The following is a 15,742-nucleotide window of genomic DNA, read 5'->3' as shown; positions in this document are numbered from 1 at the left end:
ACATCCCCGACACCCGCCCCCGCAGTACGCGGGGGTGGGGCGGGGGCGGGTGTCCTCAACAGGCGCCTGTGGCACCGCAGTTCGGCCCCGCCCGCCCGCACATGCGCACGGGCGGGCGGGCGTTGTGGAGGATGTGCGGGTGGGTCAGGCGGAGGCGGCGCGGCCCGCCTTGAGGGCGGCCGCCGTCTCGGCGACGCGGCGGGCCTGGTGACGGGCGGCCTGCAGAACGCTCTCACCGGGACCCGAGGCGGCGCCACCGACACCGGCGACATGCGAGGTGCCGTACGGGTTGCCGGTCTGGAACTGGATCGGGTCGGTGTATCCGGGCGGCACGATGATGCCGCCCCAGTGGTAGAAGGTGTTGCTCAGCGCGAGGATGGTCGATTCCTGACCGCCATGGGCCGTACCGCTGGCGGTGAACGCGGAGACGACCTTGCCCGCCAGGCCGCCCTGCTGCCACAGCCCGCCGGTGGTGTCGATGAAGGCCTTGAGCTGGCCGGCGACATTGCCGAACCGGGTGGGCGTACCGAAGAGGATCGCATCGGCCCAGCTCAGATCGTCCAGGGCGGCCTCCTGGATGTCGGCGGTGTCCTGAACGTGCTGGGCCCAGGCCGGGTTGGAGCCGATCGCCTCCGGCGGGGCCATCTCGCGGACCTTGCGCAGACGTACCGTCGCACCCGCCTTCTCGGCGCCCTCGGCGGCGGCCTGGGCCAGGGCGTGGACGGTGCCGGTGGAGCTGTAGTAGATGATCGCGACATTCACGGGAGCCATAACCGATTCCTTCTTTCCGGCTTTACGAGCAGGGGTCAATGCCGCGCACCCCCGCATGAAGAAAGCGGGGGCGCGCGGGATGTGCAGGGCGTGCGGGGTGTGCGGGGTGTGCGATGAGGCGCACTGCCATGCGGTGCGGTATGTGCGATGCGATGCGCGCAGTGCGATGCGCGCAGTGCAGCGCAATGTGGTGCGCGCAGTGCAGCGCAGTGCGATGTGGTGCGCGCAGTGCAGTGCAGTGCGATGTGGTGCGGTATCCGCGATGTGGTGCGCTCTGCGGGTGGTGCGCTCTGCGGTGCGGTTGCGGTCTGCGGGTGGTGCGCTCTGCGGTGCGGTTGCGGTCTGCGGGTGGTGCGGTGCGGGGGTGGGTCAGCGGGCGATGACGAGGGTGCCGGGCGGGGCGGGGTGGAAGGTGATGTCCTCGAACCCCGCCTGGGTCAGCCACCGGTGGTAGTCGGCGCGCCGCCAGGTGCCGCCGTGCTTGGACTTCAGGAGCATCTCCGCGGCGAACATCAGCGCGAACGCCGGACCTGCGCGGTCGTCGTCCAGGATGTAGTCGTTGACGACCAGGGCGCCGCCGGGCCTGAGCGCCTTACGCAGCCGGGTGAAGACCTCGACATTGCTGTCGGGGCCCTCCTGGTGGGCGATGTGGGAGTACACCGCGACGTCGTACTGGCCACTCCCGAAGTCGGTGGTGTGGAAGTCGCCGTCGACACAGGTGAACCGCTCCCCCACACCCCGCGCCTCAAGCAGGCGGCGGGCGATGGCGTTGATCGGCTGCCAGTCGAGCTGGACCGAGCGGGCCCGCGGATTGGCCTCGAGCCAGATACCCGAATAGACACCCGAACCGCCGCCCACATCCAGGATGCTCACCTCACCGGCAGCGGCCAGGCCCAGCAGGTCCGCGGCCAGCGTGGCCGCCGGATGGGACTGGGCGGCGATCGCGGTCACGATGGCCTCCCAGTGCGGATTGTTGGCCACCTCCACCACCGGGCTCGCCACCGGCTGCCCCAGCCGCACCACCTCACCCAGATCCGCCAGGCTCGCCATGTGCGTCATCTTCAACCGGGCGAAACTGGCCAGCGAAGCAGGCCGGTCCTCGACCAGATAGGCCGACGCCTCCGCCGTATTGCGATAACGGCCCTCACACACGTCCACCAGACCGGTACTGACCAGAGCATCCAGCAGAGTCTGCGCGCCCCGCTCGGAAATCTCCGCACGCCCCGCCACCTCGGCGGCCGTGGCGCAACCCTCCTCAAGATGCGTGAACACCCTGTTGTGGGCGGCAACCCCGAGGATGCCGGTGGCCCAGTAGCCGTTGATCAGCCGCATCACGCCATCCGGAGACGGGCTCGACGCCTTCATGCTGCCCCTCCCAGGGCTCGGGGGGACACCGCCTCGCGCAGCGCACCGCGCAGCGCGAGGGCGACCCGTTCGACCTGATCCGCGGTGAGTTCCGCGTGCATCGGCAACGCCAGATTGCGGCGGAAGAGATCCGCCGAGACCGGGCAGGCACGCGCCGGAGCGAACACCGGCTGCAGATGACTGGCCCACGTGCCGTGACCGCAGCCGATCCCCTGCCCGCGCAGCGCGGCAGCCACCTGCGCACGGTCGACCCGCGCATCCAGCGTCACCATGTAGGACTGCCAGGCATGCGTACGGTCCTCGGGCACCACCGGAAGACTCAACAACTCCTCGCCGGCGAGGAGTTCACCGTACCGGGCGGCCACCGCGCTGCGACGCGCGAGGAGTTCACCGACCCGGCCCAGCTGCACCCGCAAAATCGCCGCGGCGATATCGGACAGCTTGAAGTTGTAGCCGATCTCGGTGAACTCGGGCACCGGCAGACCCACGACCTTGCCCATCTCGAAGATGCTGCCGATCCCGAACGACGAACGCAGCCGCGCATCAGCGGCGATCTTCACATCCGCCGCCAGCAGCGCCCCGCCCTCCCCGCTCGTCGCGCCCTTACGGCCATGGAAGGACAGACAGCCCACCTGCGCCAAAGCGCCCGCCATCCGGCCCCGGTAGGTCGCACCGACCGCGCACGCCGCGTCCTCCACCACGAACAGCCCGTGCCGGTCGGCCAGTTGCTGCAACGGCTCGTAATCGGCGGGCAGCCCCACCGTGTCCACCGCGATCACTCCCACCGTCCGCGAAGTGATCAGATCGGCCACCGCGCCGACATCGACCGTGCCCGTATCGGCACGGACATCGGCGAACACCGGCGTCGCACCGACATAGCGCACCGCCTGGGCCGGCGCGGGAAACGTGTAGTCGGCGACAATCACCTCGTCCCCGGCCTGCACACCCAACGCGAGCAGCGCCAGATGCAGCGCCGCACCACAGTTGCTGACAGCGACCGCGTCCCCCACCCCGTACATCCGGGTGAGCTCCTCCTCCAGCGCCTTGCCCCTGGGCCCCTGCCCCGCAGGCCAGCCCGAAGCGAACACCTCGGCGACCGCGGCCAGTTCACGCTCCCCCAGACTCGCATGCACCAACGGAATCTCCGCCGGAGCCCGCGCCGGAGTGTGCGCAGGAGTCTGCGGTGCGGCGATGGGCGGTGCGGCTGCTGAGGGAATCTCTGACGGTGTACTCACTGCCCGCCCTCCTTCACATGCCCCGCCCCGCTGCCCGCCACGGCGACGCCCGTAACCGAAGCAGCGCCCGTAGCCGAAACGGCAGGCGATGCCGAAATGGCGGACGCTGCCGCGGTGGCGGGGGGCTCGTAGCGCAGGGGGGTGATCTGGCTGACGTCGTAGCGCGCGCGCATCTCCTCGACCGCGGCCGAGTCCACCGTCGTGCCCCGCGACCAGATCTCGGCTATCTCCTCGAAATAGTCCTCGTGATCAGGCGAGGGATAGCTCTGGAACAGCATCCGCACCGGCTTGTCCGTCGGATTGCGAAACGCGTGCGGTATCCCGGAGGGCACGAACATGCACCCGCCCTCCGCCGCCCGCACCACCCGCTGCCCGGACACCGAACGCCACCGGTGCCAGCTGTCGGCCGTCCGCTCGGCGGGCTCGAAGGCCAGCAGGTCCAGCTCGCCCTCCAGCACATAGAAGAACTCCTGGGAACGGCCGTGCACATGCGCCCCGACATCGAACCCGGGCGGCACAACCACCTCGAAGATCGACACCGCCGACCCCATCGCCTTCGTCGCCTTGAACGTCACCTCCTGCGCCGGAGTGATGAGCTTGCGCCCCGCACCCGCCGGAAGAATCAGGTCGGTCATCTACTCCCGCCTCCCCTCAATGTCCTCGAAGTCCTCAATCGCCTCGACCAAGTCCCCGGTCGCCTCGACCAAGTCCCCGGTCGCCTCGATCGAGTCCTCGGTGTCCTCGGTGTCCTCGAGTCCTGGGTGTCCTCGAGTCCTGGGTGTCCTCGGGTCCTCGTGCCCGCCACCGGGCAGGCATCAGGCCACCGACCGCGGACGGTCCACCGCCCACGTCCCCAGCGCCATCTCCGCGGTGATCCCCGGACCGAACCCCGCGATCACCCCCGTCGCCCCCGCCACCGGCGGATCCTCCTCGAACAGCCGGCGCGCGGCCTCCAGCACGACAGCGCTGGCGATATTCCCGTAACTGCTCAACGTCGCCCAGCTGTGCCGAAACACCTCACGGTCGACCTCCAAAAACTTCGCGAGGTCATCCAGAATCCGCGGACCACCGGCATGAATCAGATAGAAGTCGAGCTTGCCGACCTCCCAGCTGTGATCCTTCGCCAGCTCCCGCAACACCGGCGCGAGCGGCTCCATCGTCCCCGGCACCCGCCGATCCAGCTGGAAATGGAACCCGCTGTCCTTGACCGCGTAGGAAATCCACTCCTCCGTATCCGGAATCAGATACGAGGCATTCCGCTCCAACTCGATCCCCGTACCCCCGATCCCCCGCACGACAGCCGCGGCGACCGCGTCCCCGAACAGCCCGTCCGACAACAACGAACCGATATCGTCATCGCTGGGCTGATAACACAGCGAACACAACTCACACGCCACGATCAGCACATTGCTGCCCGGATGAGCCAGCGTGAAATCGTGCGCCCGGTTGATCGCCGCCCCACCCGCCGCACAACCCAACTGCGCGATCGGGATCTGCCGCGTATCACTGCGCAGCCCCATCGTGTTGATCAGCCACGCCGTCAACGACGGCATCATGAACCCCGTACACGACACGTAGATCAACGCGTCGATATCCCGCGCCGTCACCTCCGCGTTCGCCAACGCCTGCTCGATGACCTGCGGGCAGCGCCGCTTCGACTCCCGCTCATAGATCCGGTTACGCTCCTCGAAACCCGGATGCCGCAGCGTCTGCTCAATCGGCTGCACCATGTGCCGCTTCTTCACACCCGTGTTCCTGATCAGCCGAAGCGCCAACGGCAACTGCGGCTTCCCCGCATGCGCCTTCTCGGCGAATTCCAGGGTCTCTTCCACAGTGATGACATGTTCCGGCACGCTCATCGACGGCTTGCATAACCTCGACATAGACACAATCCACTTCTGCGAGAGGAAACGAGGAAACGCTGAGCTGACAGCACACAACCCCACCGCAAACCAGGCACAGAAAGCCAAGACAGCCAGACAGCCAGGGCAACCGGACAGTCAGGGCAGCCAGGCAAGTTCACGGCATACGGCATGCGGCATGCGGCATGCGGCATGCGGCATTGAGGAATTCACGGCGCCCACGACCACACGAACACCCCGAGCCCTCGCCGGAAACCACCCCGGCAACAAGGCCGGGAAAGCCCGCGAAAGACACAGGACACCAAAGGCCAGAAAACCCGGACAACCGGAAAACAAGGGGGAAATGCGGCCAGCGGCAGGCGAGTTGCAGCCACACGCGACAACAACAGCGGCGGCCCCGCCCGGACGAACCGGCGAACACACCCTCCCCCACAGCCCCGTCAGTACTTCAGGGCAGGGGAGGTGTGCAGGAATCGTGACACGCACACCCCGCGCCGCCAAGACCCAGAACAATGTGACCTGGGTCACTCTGCGGGGTGAGGGTGGCAGGGGGAAGCAACGGCGGGGTGAGGGGTGGCAGGAGGAGGCAACGGCGGGGTGGCGAAGGGCAGTTGCGTGCGGCCGGGACACGAGTCAGGGCGGGGCAACCGGCCGCAGGGCGGGGCAACGGGCCGCAGAGCGGGGCAACGGCAGGGCGTGGCGACAGCGACAGCGACAGCGACCACGGAACCGATGCGGAACCGATGCGGAACCGATGCGGAACGGGTGCGGAACGGGTGCGGATGCGGCCTACGGCTGTTCGCGCCCGGGCCCCACCGCAGAGGCGCACGGCAAGAGCGCAGGGCGAAGTACCAAGGGCGCGGCCGCAGTTGAGCCGCGCGGGCGGTCGCGGGGACGGAGGCGACTGCGGGGCGCAGGGGCGGCTGCGTGCGGGAGAAGGCGTGCGTCTGCGTCAGGGGATGCGTCAACGGCCCGGCGCAGTGCGGGTGTTGAGAGGTGCTGGGCGCGGGGCGGGGCCCGGGCCGGGGAGATGGGGGTGGCGTGATGCCCTCTCCGGCACGCGGGCTCCCGGACGGGCCCCGGGGTGTCGCCACGTACGCGTACTACAAGGTGCTCGCATCGCAAGGTCATGCCGTATGCAGGATGATGCCGTGCGCGGGGTGGTGCCGTACGCGGGGTGGTGCCGTACGCGGGGTGGTGCCGTACGCGGGCGCGGCCGGGTGGATGCGCGGGCGCGGGCGGCGCCGTCAGGTGGTGCGGGCCGCCAGGCGGGTGGTGAGGATCGAGTGCTGCAGGCGGCGCAGGGCGGCGGAGGGCTCCAGGCCGAGCTCGGAGACCAGGGTGGTGCGCAGCCGCTGGTAGACGTCCAGGGCCTCACCGCGGCGGCCCGAGCGGTGCAGGGCCAGCATGAACTGCCCGTGCAGGCTCTCGTGCATGCGGTACTGGTTGACCAGTACCGTCAGTTCCGGCAGGAGCTCGCGGTGACGGCCCAGCCCCAGGTCGGCGACGATGCGCTGGTCCAGCGCGCACAACCGCGCCTCCTCCAGACGCCGCGCCTCCATCGCGATACGGGAACCGACCTGGATGTCGGCGAGCGCGGGACCGTTCCACAGCGACAGCGCATCGGCCAGACGACGCGCCGCGCCCGCGAAGTCCTCGGCGTCCATCGCCCGGTAACCGGCACCGGCACGCCGCTCGAACTCCCGGAAGTCCACCGTGCCGCCCCGCGTCTGCAGACGGTAACCACCCGGAACGGTGGCCAGAACATCCTTGGGAGTGGTGCACCGCTGATCCTCACCACGCGCCAGCGCCAGAGCGATCAGCTCCCGCAGATGCATCACATAGGTCTGCAACGTGGTCCGCGCACTGCGCGGCGGCTTGGCCTCCCACAACTCCTCGACCAAAGCGGCCACCGGAACCACCTGGTCGGCACTGAGGGCCAGCAGAGCCAGGACCTGCCGCGGCTTGGGCGCCGTCGGCACGACCGACACCCCGTTCTCACGCACTGATAACGGGCCCAGCACTTCAATGTCCATACGTTCCCCCATGAGTTCAGGCAAAGACCGCAGCCCGGCGCTTGACCTGCGAGAGTTGACGCTCGGCCGTGTAACAGGACCCCCAGATAAAAAGACAGCGCAGTCGGTCGGTCAATACTGGACGGGTATCGCGCCGCTCAACCGGCGATGTTCAGCCAATTGAGCCTCACACGAGCGTTCGACACACCGCCATCCCGCCAGGGACATCACGGACTGAACCTCAAAGTCCGCTTCCGCACCGCACAGACCAGCGAAAACATGCCGCCACCAGAAGTCCGGAACACCCCCGCCCCCACACCCCTGCGTAACGGCCGCACAACACCCCGGAACAAGACACAGCACACCGCACAACACCCCGGAACAGGACAAGACATCCCCACCCCCGCCCCTACACCCCTCAGCGCACACGCCCCACGCCCATAAACACCCGGGGCCACAAGCACCCATGGCCCCGCGACCACGAGGACCGCGGGCCGCCGGGCCCCCGCGACCACGAGGGACCGCGGCCCCGCAGCGGCTCACAGGTCCAGGGCGGCCACAGGTCCAGGGCGGCTCACAGGTCCAGGGCGGCTCACAGGGCGTCCGGCAGACGCAGGAGGCCGCGCCGAGGAGGCGCACGACCACGCCGCAGCAGACCTACAGCACTTTCACGCCATACGGGCCGGACAACCCCGCCCCGCCCGCGCAGGCAACGCCTTCCGCAACGTCATGGCCTGATCCACCCTTGCAACCCACCCACCGCACACACTATTTGCGGCAGGCAAGTGCTCCGGCAGGCGACCGCGCACCACACCCACACAGCAGCGCGAACACCCGCAACTCCCATGCGGAGCACGGCAGTCACCGGGTACGGCGCCTTCGGGATACGCCGCACACAGCACGGCACCGCGCGGCGCAGCGCGGCGTACGGCGCAACGGTGCGGCGCGGCCGACGTACGGGGCGGGGCATACGGGCGGGGGCGTACGGGCGGGGCGTACGACGTGGGGGCACGGGCGCCGGGGCGTACGGGCGGCGCGGCACACGGCGCGGGAGGTGCCGGGGGTGCGGTGGCGGGGTCGGCCGGTGGGGCGGGGGCCGCGGATTTCGGGTTGCCTGCGGGGCGGGGCGGGCTGAGGCCTGCGCTGGTGCGGGGGCTAGCGCCACTGGTGCGGGGAGCGGTACATGCCGGGCAGCCACTGCGGGCGCCACGGCGCCTGGGGCCGCCGGCGCTCGGCCGCGCCCTCGTCTCGGGTGGCCAGCAGCATCAACACCACGGTCACCGCGGCCAGTTCGGCTTGCGTGACCTCACCCCGCTCGATCCGGAACACCGCCCGGCCCCCACCCGCACAACCCCCGACCCCAACCCCGGCCACGGCTCCAGCCACGGCTCCGGCTCCGCTTTCGCTTTCGTCTGCCGCACCGCACACACCTGCCACCGGCTCCCCCAGCATCTCGGAGTCGTCCGAGTCCCCCGTACGCGCTCCTTGCCCGTGCGCGTACGGTCTGGGCCTCGCTCTCGTCGTGACCGTCGGGCATAGCGCTCAAGATTCGCTGGTGGTGTCGAGGCCGAGCAGGGTGGCGATGTCGGCGAGGAGGTTGTAGCGGTCGGCGTCGACCAGGTTGCGGGCGCCGATCTCGGTGCCCATGTACCAGCCGTTGAACGGGGCGAGCGGGTAGTTGACGCCGCCGATGCGCAGGCGCATGTGGGAGATGGCGGGGACGGCGTGCCAGCGTAGGCCGAGATCGGTTATCCGCTGGTGGTGCGGGTGGACGATCGGAACCTCCAGGATCACGTCCGGGTCCCGGGGCAGGTCGAAGAGCTGCAGTTTGTCGTCGGGGGTGTCGATCACCACCGGCAGGATGTCGTGCGGGCCTTGGGGTGCCTGCCAGCCCAGAAGGCGTACCTGTTCGGTGAACCGTACGTACGCGGGGTCGCCGAGTACGGTGCCGTCGTCGTTGCGATAGCCCGCGTAGCGGATGAGCTGGTCGTTCCACAGGCGCGGGCCGCGTCGCGCGGGGGTGTCGGGGGCGAACACGGAGATGACCGGGCGGATGCGACCGGCGTTGGTGGCCTGCCGCAGGTGGTCGACGAGGTGTTCGTAGATCTGTGTGGGTGCTTGGGCCTTACGACGGTCCAGGACGCGCAGGCTGTTCCAGTAGAGGCGCCCGATGCAGCGGCTGGCGTTGCGCCACGCGACGCGCGCACCGAAGGTGAGCTCCTCGGTGGTGTGGACGTAGGTGCCGGTGGTGTCGATGTCGGCACGCATACCGCGCAGGCGCGCGTCGAGCGGAACGCTCTGCCGCGGATTCTCGGCATGGAACTGGCGCAGGAACTCCTCGGCCTCGTACGGGTCGGCGATGCCGTCGTCACCGCTGCCGGACGCCAGGTCGGCACCGCTGCCGGGAACGGTGCGAGGCGCGCAGTGTGCGGAGGCCGGGTGCGCGGAGGTGGTGTGGGGCCGAATGCTTTCGGATGTCACGGTCATCCTCGCGGAGGGGGTGTGCCGGACCGCACCGTCCACCGAGCCGGAGGGATACGGGGAGGCCCGCTGCGGCGGTCGGTGCGGCCCGGGCGGATGGCCTGGGCCTGGCGCGCGGTGCCTGGGGGCGGGTGAAGGGGGCGCGGTCCCGTCTCGGGGACCGGCGAGGGCACTTGGGCGCCTTGATGCTGGGATTGCTTGGCGTGCGCGCGACGACGTGTCCGGCCGAGACGGGCGGGAAGCGGCGAACGCGCTTCACCCGGGCCCGTCTCGGCGGGACCCACAGACTTCGGAACCTCGTCGGAGGAGCGACGGCCGGCGGCCGTCGAGCGTCAGCCGACGGCCAGCGGCAGCGAGCTCAGGGAGCGGAACTCCAGGTTCGTGTTCCACTCGGGCTCGCCGGCGAGACGGATGCTCGGGAAGCGGGCGAACAGGGCGACGAAGAACCACTTCACTTCGAGGCTGGCGATCTGCCGTCCGAGGCAGGAGTGCAGTCCGAGGCCGAAGGACAGGTGCTTGCCGCTGTTGGTCCGGCCCAGGTCGAAGGTGTCCGGGTCGGTGAAGACGCGCGGGTCGCGGTTCGCGGCGCCCAGGAACAGCGCGAGGTTCTGGCCCTTCTTGATCGGTACGCCGCCGATCTCCAGGTCGGTGGCGGCGGCGCGCCAGGTGAACTGGTTCGACGCGTTGTACCGCACGACCTCGTTGGCGGTGTTGTCCACGCACGCCTCGTCGGCCAGGAACCGCCGGATCTGCTCGGGGTTCTTCGCGAAGGTGAGCATGCCGCTGCTCACCGAGCCGGGCGTGGTGGGCGCGAAGAGGGCGATGAGCAGCAGTACGAGCTGGTGCACCGTCTGGCGCAGCTCGGTCTCGGTGGGGTTCTGCTGGGCGGCGGCGAGACGGGCGATGACGGTGTCCGGCAGGACCTTGCCGCGCTTGCCCTCGAGGAGTTCGAGCGAGTAGACGTGCAGATCGGTGAGCTGTTCCAGCAGGGTGTCGAGGTCGACGGGCTGGTCCTGGGGGCCCGACCAGAACGTCATGATGGTGTCCACGCGCGGCACCACGAACTCAAGGTCGCTCTCCGGTACGCCGAAGGCGCGGACCGCGGCGTTCACCGGAAGCTTGGCCGCGAGGGCGGCGACGGCGTCGATCTCCCGTACACCTTCGGGGAGTTCGGCGACCAGGTCCTCGGCGACCTCCTTGATGACCTCGCTGTAGTGCTCGTGCGCGGAGCGGGTGAAACCGGCGTGGGTGGCCCGGCGCAGTTCGTCGTGGAGCGGCGGGTCGGTGTACATCATCACGTTCTTGGTGAACCGGTGGTAGATGCTGTCCGGCGGCAGTGCCCGGCCGTCGAACTTCGCGCCGAGGACCTCCTCCATGCGCTCGGCCTTCAGCCGCGAGTCCTTGAGGGCCGCGGTGCAGTCGGCGTGCCGGAGGACGGCCCAGGCGTTCAGGCCCTCGCACCAGTGCACCGGTTCACGCTCGGAGAGTTCGGCGTAGACGGGGAAGGGGTTGGGCACGATGGCGGGGTCGGACAGCGGGGATAAACCCGGCATGGCAAGCTCCTTTGACGTCGGCACCGGGAATCCGGTGCCGCGGGGTGCACGGGAGGGCGGGTCGGGCGGTGGTGCGCCGGTCGCACGGCAAGCCGGTTCCGCGGTGCGGTGATGCGGGCGGCGGGGCCGTTCGCACGCGGAGGTGGTTCACACGTCAAAACCGTTTGTACGAAGGGTTGTTCACTTCGTGCCGGGGGTGGCCTCGTCGGGCTCGGCGGGCGGAATTCCGGGCGGGCCGAGCAGTTCGATACCGAACTTGGCGGCGGTCGCGGCGAGTTCTTCGAGATCGGGCAGCGTGACCGAGGTCGGAACTTCCAGCGAGCTCGCGGCGGTGCCCATCGCGCGGGTGAATCCGTCGAATCCGCCGGGTTCGGTCACATGCAGGAATCGTGCTTCGTCGGAGCTGACCTGGAAGGTGTGCGGGACTTCCCGCGGGCCGAAGACATAGGAACCGGCGGGGGCTTCGATGATTTTTCCGGCCACCCAGAAGGTCATCTCGCCGTCGAGGACGTACCACCATTCGTCTTCCTGGCGGTGTACGTGCAGCGGCGAGCCGGAGCCGCGTCGGCCGACGTGCTCGATGACGGAGGCCGAGCCATTGGTCGTGTCCGCCGAGCCCTTGATGATGGCGAGGAAATCGAGGAACCAGATGGCCTCGCCCTCGTCGCGGCGCAGTGCGATGGGCGGAGTCTTTTCCGTGCCCGGCATAGTCGGTCAGTCCTTCCACGAATTCTCTGCTGGTGCTGGGGCGGTTCGGTAACAGGGTTTCCCGGTGCGGATTATGGCGGCTACCGGGCGATGAGACTGACCGGCACGGTCGACGGGACCACACTGATCGTGGAGTGGAACTCGACCTTCACGTTGTCGTCGTGGGCGATGTCGAAATTCCTGAGGATCTCGGTCAGCAGGACCGCGCACTGCCGCTCGGCGAGCCGGTTTCCCACGCAGTGCCGGGGCCCGGCGCCGAAAGGCAGAAAACTGTTGAGGGTGTCGCGGTCCACGCCCTGCGCGGAGAAGCGGTCGGGGCGGAATCCGTCCGGGTCCTCGAAGGTTTCCTTGTTGCGCCCGACGACGTTCTTCATCCACATGATGACCGTGCCCGGCGGAATGCTCAGACCCCGTTCCTCCACCGGTCGGTCCGGTGAGAACTTCGCGCTGTAGGGGACGGGCGGGTACAGCCGCAGCGTCTCGTAGACGACGTCCAGGATGTACGGGTCGGGTGCCTCGTTGCGCGTTCCGGTCACCGGGCACGCTCCGCCGGTTCCGACCGCGACCGCCGCCGGGCGTCCGGCGGCTTCCTGCGCCTTCTGCTGCACCTCGGGGTGCTTTGCCAGTAGGACGAGGGCCTGCGAGATCACGTACGACATGGGGTCCGCGCCGCCGAGGATCAGCGACATCAGCTCCTCGACACGGTCCTTCTCGGTCCAGGACGCCGCCTCGCTGCCCGGCGCCGGCCGGACCAGCTGGTCGAGCAGGTCCTGCGGCCGCTCGTGCGCGGGGCAGGAGTCCGGGACGCTCCGCTCGCGGTGCCGCATCACCGACTCCATGACACCGGCCACGTTCCGGTAGGCGGCGTTCACCCGCGCGCGCCGGGAGGGGAAGATCCAGCGGACGAAGAAGGGGTGGAAGGCCCGGAAGCTCACTTCCTCCTCGATGGCGGCGAGTTCGCCGTAGTACCACTTCATGTCGACGTCCTGGGCGTGCCAGTCGTCGCCGAACAGGAAGGCGCTGAGGCAGCCGACGCTCCAGTCGCGCAGGTCGGACTGCAGCCCGTCGTGGACGCCGTCGATGTGCTTCCACTTCTCCACGTAGAGAGCGGCCATCTCCCGCAGCACATAGGTGCGTTCGCCGACGCTGCGCTTGGTCAGGTGCGGAGTGATGGTCTGCCGGTGGCTGCGGTGCAGCTCGCCGCCGGGGACGCCCATCAGGCTGCGGGAGAGCACCGTCCCGTCGGCGCGCCGGTGCGAGTCGAGACCTTTGCGGCCCAGATTGCCCGAGGCGTACGAGAGCGACACCAGCGGGGCGCTTCCCCAGGCCAGGTGCAGCCGGACGACGGGTCCGTGCCGCTCGTGCAGCGCTTCGAGGGCGCGGTCGCGGCCGCCGTGTCCGTGCGCCAGCAGGTCCGCCATGTTCCCCAGGAAGAAGGCGGGCTTCGGGCCGGGCACATGACGCAGCGAACGGAATTCGGCGGCGCGTTTACCGACCCCGTAGAGCAGGGCGGCGGCGAGTACCGCGGCCACCGGCCAGGCCACCAGGCCGGGGCCGCCGCCGAGCGCCCATCCGGCCGCGGCAACCGCTGCCAACGCCGCGACGGACACTCCCGCCGCGTATATCGCTCGGTAAAGCGTCAGCAGACTGCCGACGTCGCGTGTTGTGCTCATGTCTGACATCCCCCGGAAGTCGGGTCGAAGGCCGAAAGAGAGCCGAAGAGAACTGTGCACGCAACACCGTCGAGGCAGCGCCGGGAGCCTTTCCGTCCCTCTCGCTTCCTCGATGGTCTCAATTCAAATCCGCGCTGGTACGCAACCATGGGCGTTGCTCGCCCAACTCCTGTACCCGATTGGGGCGTTACCAGTCGGAGCGGACCAAACGCCGCTCGAAACGAGGACTGAGACAAGGAGATCTCCGGGCCCGAAGCCGAGCGCCACATGCAGCAACACAGCTGTCTTTCCGCATGACTTCGATGCCCTTTCCATACTGGGGACCCATTCGCCGAGCGACGACTCGACCGAAGGACGAACCAGGTGCAGGAGCAGAGGAGAGCAGGAAGAACAAGAAGAACGGGCCAGAACCGGTGGAACCGTACGGAGCAGGTCCGGACGATCGGTCAACTTCACCTGAGGAAAGAGTCGCTCTGTACAGAGACTGCGATAACTCGAATATATGTCAACACACCCAGGTGAATTGGGCGTGCTTGTTTCACCGGGGCGAACGCCTCAATGAGGCTAGGGGTCCCACCTGGCTCCCGTCCAGACGCACCGCCAAGATCCTTGCGCCGAAACCGGCACTTGTCTTCAACGTTTGAGTCAACGGCAGGCAATAGTCATGGATTCAACACCCATGAACGCCCCAACGCCAACCAGGCACTGCATCCGGCAACAAATCCGACAGTAAACCCGCGAAAAACTGGCCGGAAAATTGGCAGCAGTACGTTCAAAAATTGCGGCGCCATGGCCGGGTTCACCGGGTGTGCACACGCCATACATCGGCGCACCCGAGGGGTGAGCCCGTGACGGACAGTTCGAGTTCGCTCCAACGAGACTGCCGCCCAAGGCTGTTGGCACCTACACGCGTGGAGCCCTCACCGTGCGCCATCGCACATGAGCGCCTGGTCACCTGCCGTGGACTGCTGTGCGGCGGGTTCACACAGTGCGCCGAGACGCGGCGCACCGGTCCGGGACTCCGTCCGGATACCGCTCCCCCGCGTTCGCGGTCATCGATGTCAAGGCGCCGTTCTCCGCCTGGGCTGCACTTTCGGCCGTCGCGCGCTCAGCCCTCGGGTGGCACATACTCCGTCGGCATCGAACTGTGGTGCTCCACCGGCCTGTCGGTGCCCATCCGGGCCCACACCCAGAACACACCGGCGCCCACCCCGAGCACGCCGACCGGAACGAGTCCCGCCCACACCCACTGCACCACGCCACTCCCCCTGGTGCCGAATCCCCACCCGACGTACCCACGTTAGGGCGCTGCGCCGACACAGCGGCGGGCCAGTCCACGCTTCGGGCGGCCCTTCCTTCCTTGCGTCCCGTCTCCGCGCCTCAGCCGATCTCGTGCACCATCGCGTCGGGGTCTATCAAGTCGATCACGTCGGTCAGGAAGCGGCCGGGAGAAGCTCCGTCGGTCCGTACGCCCCTTTCCAGGGCGGCCCGTTGGAGCGCGGCCGTCGCACGCCGTACGTCGTCGCACAACTCGTCGACCAGGAAAGCGGCCGAATCCGCGGAGTACTTTCCCATCCCCTGACGCGGCGCGGTGAGCGCCCGGATCAGCGCGCTGCGGCCGGGCAACTGCACATACACCTGCGCACAGTTGGGGTCATCGGCCACGGGGAAAGCGCCGAGGCCGGCGCAGTCGACAGGGTCACCGAGGATCTGACCCTCGCCGGGAGTGCCGCGTTCGCCGAGCAGACCGCGGCGAGTGAGTGGTGGGCACGAGGCGGCTACGACGATGTCGCTACGGTCGGACACAACCGGACTCCTGAACAGTGCAGAACAGCAGCCCGGCGGCACCACGGTGCGCGGAAGAGGACGCGCACCCCAGCGACAACGCCACGCAGCCGAGGCGGGGGTGGGCCCATCCTTACCCACCAACACCTCGCCCGACCAAGGGATTCGAGACGACGGCGTGGCGCGGGTCTCTGCCCTTGGGCGGAGGTTCGGGTGGATGTACGCCGGCAGCGGCTCGGGGCCGTACCCGTCGCACCGGCACCCGGCCCGTCCCCGTACCGGTCGAAGTCGAAT

12 protein-coding genes and 1 pseudogene are annotated in these 15,742 nt (G+C 68.9%); all 13 read right to left on the bottom strand.

Annotated elements, in window-relative coordinates:
* Nucleotides 1-144 precede the first annotated feature (144 nt).
* Nucleotides 145-771, bottom strand: a complete 627-nt coding sequence (gene wrbA / locus HUT18_RS33135) for an NAD(P)H:quinone oxidoreductase (RefSeq protein WP_176104188.1) — start codon at nucleotides 769-771, stop codon at nucleotides 145-147.
* Nucleotides 772-1,140: 369 nt separating this feature from the next.
* Nucleotides 1,141-2,136 (bottom strand): methyltransferase, encoded by a 996-nt coding sequence (locus HUT18_RS33130; RefSeq protein ID WP_176104187.1) that lies wholly within the window; start codon nucleotides 2,134-2,136, stop codon nucleotides 1,141-1,143.
* Entirely contained in the window at nucleotides 2,133-3,278 is a 1,146-nt protein-coding gene (locus HUT18_RS33125; RefSeq protein ID WP_176104956.1) for a DegT/DnrJ/EryC1/StrS aminotransferase family protein, read from the bottom strand. The genes HUT18_RS33130 and HUT18_RS33125 overlap by 4 nt, the downstream gene beginning before the upstream one ends.
* Nucleotides 3,279-3,490: 212 nt before the next feature.
* A pseudogene (locus tag HUT18_RS33120) lies at nucleotides 3,491-4,006 on the bottom strand (cupin domain-containing protein); the annotation flags it as partial.
* 180 nt (nucleotides 4,007-4,186) lie between these two features.
* Complete coding sequence (locus HUT18_RS33115; RefSeq protein WP_176104955.1) at nucleotides 4,187-5,254, bottom strand: type III polyketide synthase; 1,068 nt, start codon at nucleotides 5,252-5,254, stop codon at nucleotides 4,187-4,189.
* Nucleotides 5,255-6,480: 1,226 nt separating this feature from the next.
* The gene (locus HUT18_RS33110) at nucleotides 6,481-7,269 is read right to left on the bottom strand and encodes an AfsR/SARP family transcriptional regulator (RefSeq protein WP_176104185.1); all 789 of its coding nucleotides are present in this window, start codon (nucleotides 7,267-7,269) and stop codon (nucleotides 6,481-6,483) included.
* Nucleotides 7,270-8,403: 1,134 nt separating this feature from the next.
* Complete coding sequence (locus HUT18_RS33105; RefSeq protein ID WP_176104184.1) at nucleotides 8,404-8,634, bottom strand: acyl-CoA carboxylase subunit epsilon; 231 nt, start codon at nucleotides 8,632-8,634, stop codon at nucleotides 8,404-8,406.
* A gap of 156 nt (nucleotides 8,635-8,790) precedes the next feature.
* Nucleotides 8,791-9,729: a nitric oxide synthase oxygenase gene (locus HUT18_RS33100; RefSeq protein ID WP_254878911.1), complete on the bottom strand. Its 939-nt coding sequence runs from the start codon at nucleotides 9,727-9,729 to the stop codon at nucleotides 8,791-8,793.
* 332 nt (nucleotides 9,730-10,061) lie between these two features.
* On the bottom strand, nucleotides 10,062-11,282 hold the full coding sequence (gene txtE / locus HUT18_RS33095) for a 4-nitrotryptophan synthase (RefSeq protein WP_176104182.1): 1,221 nt from the start codon (nucleotides 11,280-11,282) through the stop codon (nucleotides 10,062-10,064).
* 180 nt (nucleotides 11,283-11,462) lie between these two features.
* Nucleotides 11,463-11,990, bottom strand: a complete 528-nt coding sequence (locus HUT18_RS33090) for a quercetin 2,3-dioxygenase (protein WP_176104181.1) — start codon at nucleotides 11,988-11,990, stop codon at nucleotides 11,463-11,465.
* A gap of 80 nt (nucleotides 11,991-12,070) precedes the next feature.
* Nucleotides 12,071-13,663 carry a cytochrome P450 gene (locus HUT18_RS33085; RefSeq protein WP_176104180.1) on the bottom strand — a complete coding sequence of 531 codons (1,593 nt, stop codon included), beginning with the start codon at nucleotides 13,661-13,663 and terminating at the stop codon, nucleotides 12,071-12,073.
* A 1,108-nt stretch (nucleotides 13,664-14,771) separates the two neighbouring features.
* Nucleotides 14,772-14,921 (bottom strand): hypothetical protein, encoded by a 150-nt coding sequence (locus tag HUT18_RS33080; RefSeq protein WP_176104179.1) that lies wholly within the window; start codon nucleotides 14,919-14,921, stop codon nucleotides 14,772-14,774.
* 122 nt (nucleotides 14,922-15,043) lie between these two features.
* On the bottom strand, nucleotides 15,044-15,469 hold the full coding sequence (locus tag HUT18_RS33075; RefSeq protein WP_176104178.1) for a hypothetical protein: 426 nt from the start codon (nucleotides 15,467-15,469) through the stop codon (nucleotides 15,044-15,046).
* Nucleotides 15,470-15,742 lie beyond the last annotated feature (273 nt).

It is taken from the genome of Streptomyces sp. NA04227 (genome assembly GCF_013364195.1).
Taxonomy (GTDB): domain Bacteria; phylum Actinomycetota; class Actinomycetes; order Streptomycetales; family Streptomycetaceae; genus Streptomyces.
The sequence above is the reverse complement of the archived record's forward strand: the minus strand, read 5'-3'. Positions and strand labels throughout refer to the sequence as shown.

Excerpts from the sequence above, each read along its gene's own strand:
- HUT18_RS33110 (WP_176104185.1), bottom strand. The coding sequence starts at position 7,269 with ATGGACATTGAAGTGCTGGGCCCGTTATCAGTGCGTGAGAACGGGGTG.
- HUT18_RS33130 (WP_176104187.1), bottom strand. The coding sequence starts at position 2,136 with ATGAAGGCGTCGAGCCCGTCTCCGGATGGCGTGATGCGGCTGATCAAC.
- HUT18_RS33090 (WP_176104181.1), bottom strand. The coding sequence starts at position 11,990 with ATGCCGGGCACGGAAAAGACTCCGCCCATCGCACTGCGCCGCGACGAG.
- wrbA (WP_176104188.1), bottom strand. The coding sequence starts at position 771 with ATGGCTCCCGTGAATGTCGCGATCATCTACTACAGCTCCACCGGCACC.
- HUT18_RS33115 (WP_176104955.1), bottom strand. The coding sequence starts at position 5,254 with ATGTCGAGGTTATGCAAGCCGTCGATGAGCGTGCCGGAACATGTCATC.
- txtE (WP_176104182.1), bottom strand. The coding sequence starts at position 11,282 with ATGCCGGGTTTATCCCCGCTGTCCGACCCCGCCATCGTGCCCAACCCC.
- HUT18_RS33085 (WP_176104180.1), bottom strand. The coding sequence starts at position 13,663 with ATGAGCACAACACGCGACGTCGGCAGTCTGCTGACGCTTTACCGAGCG.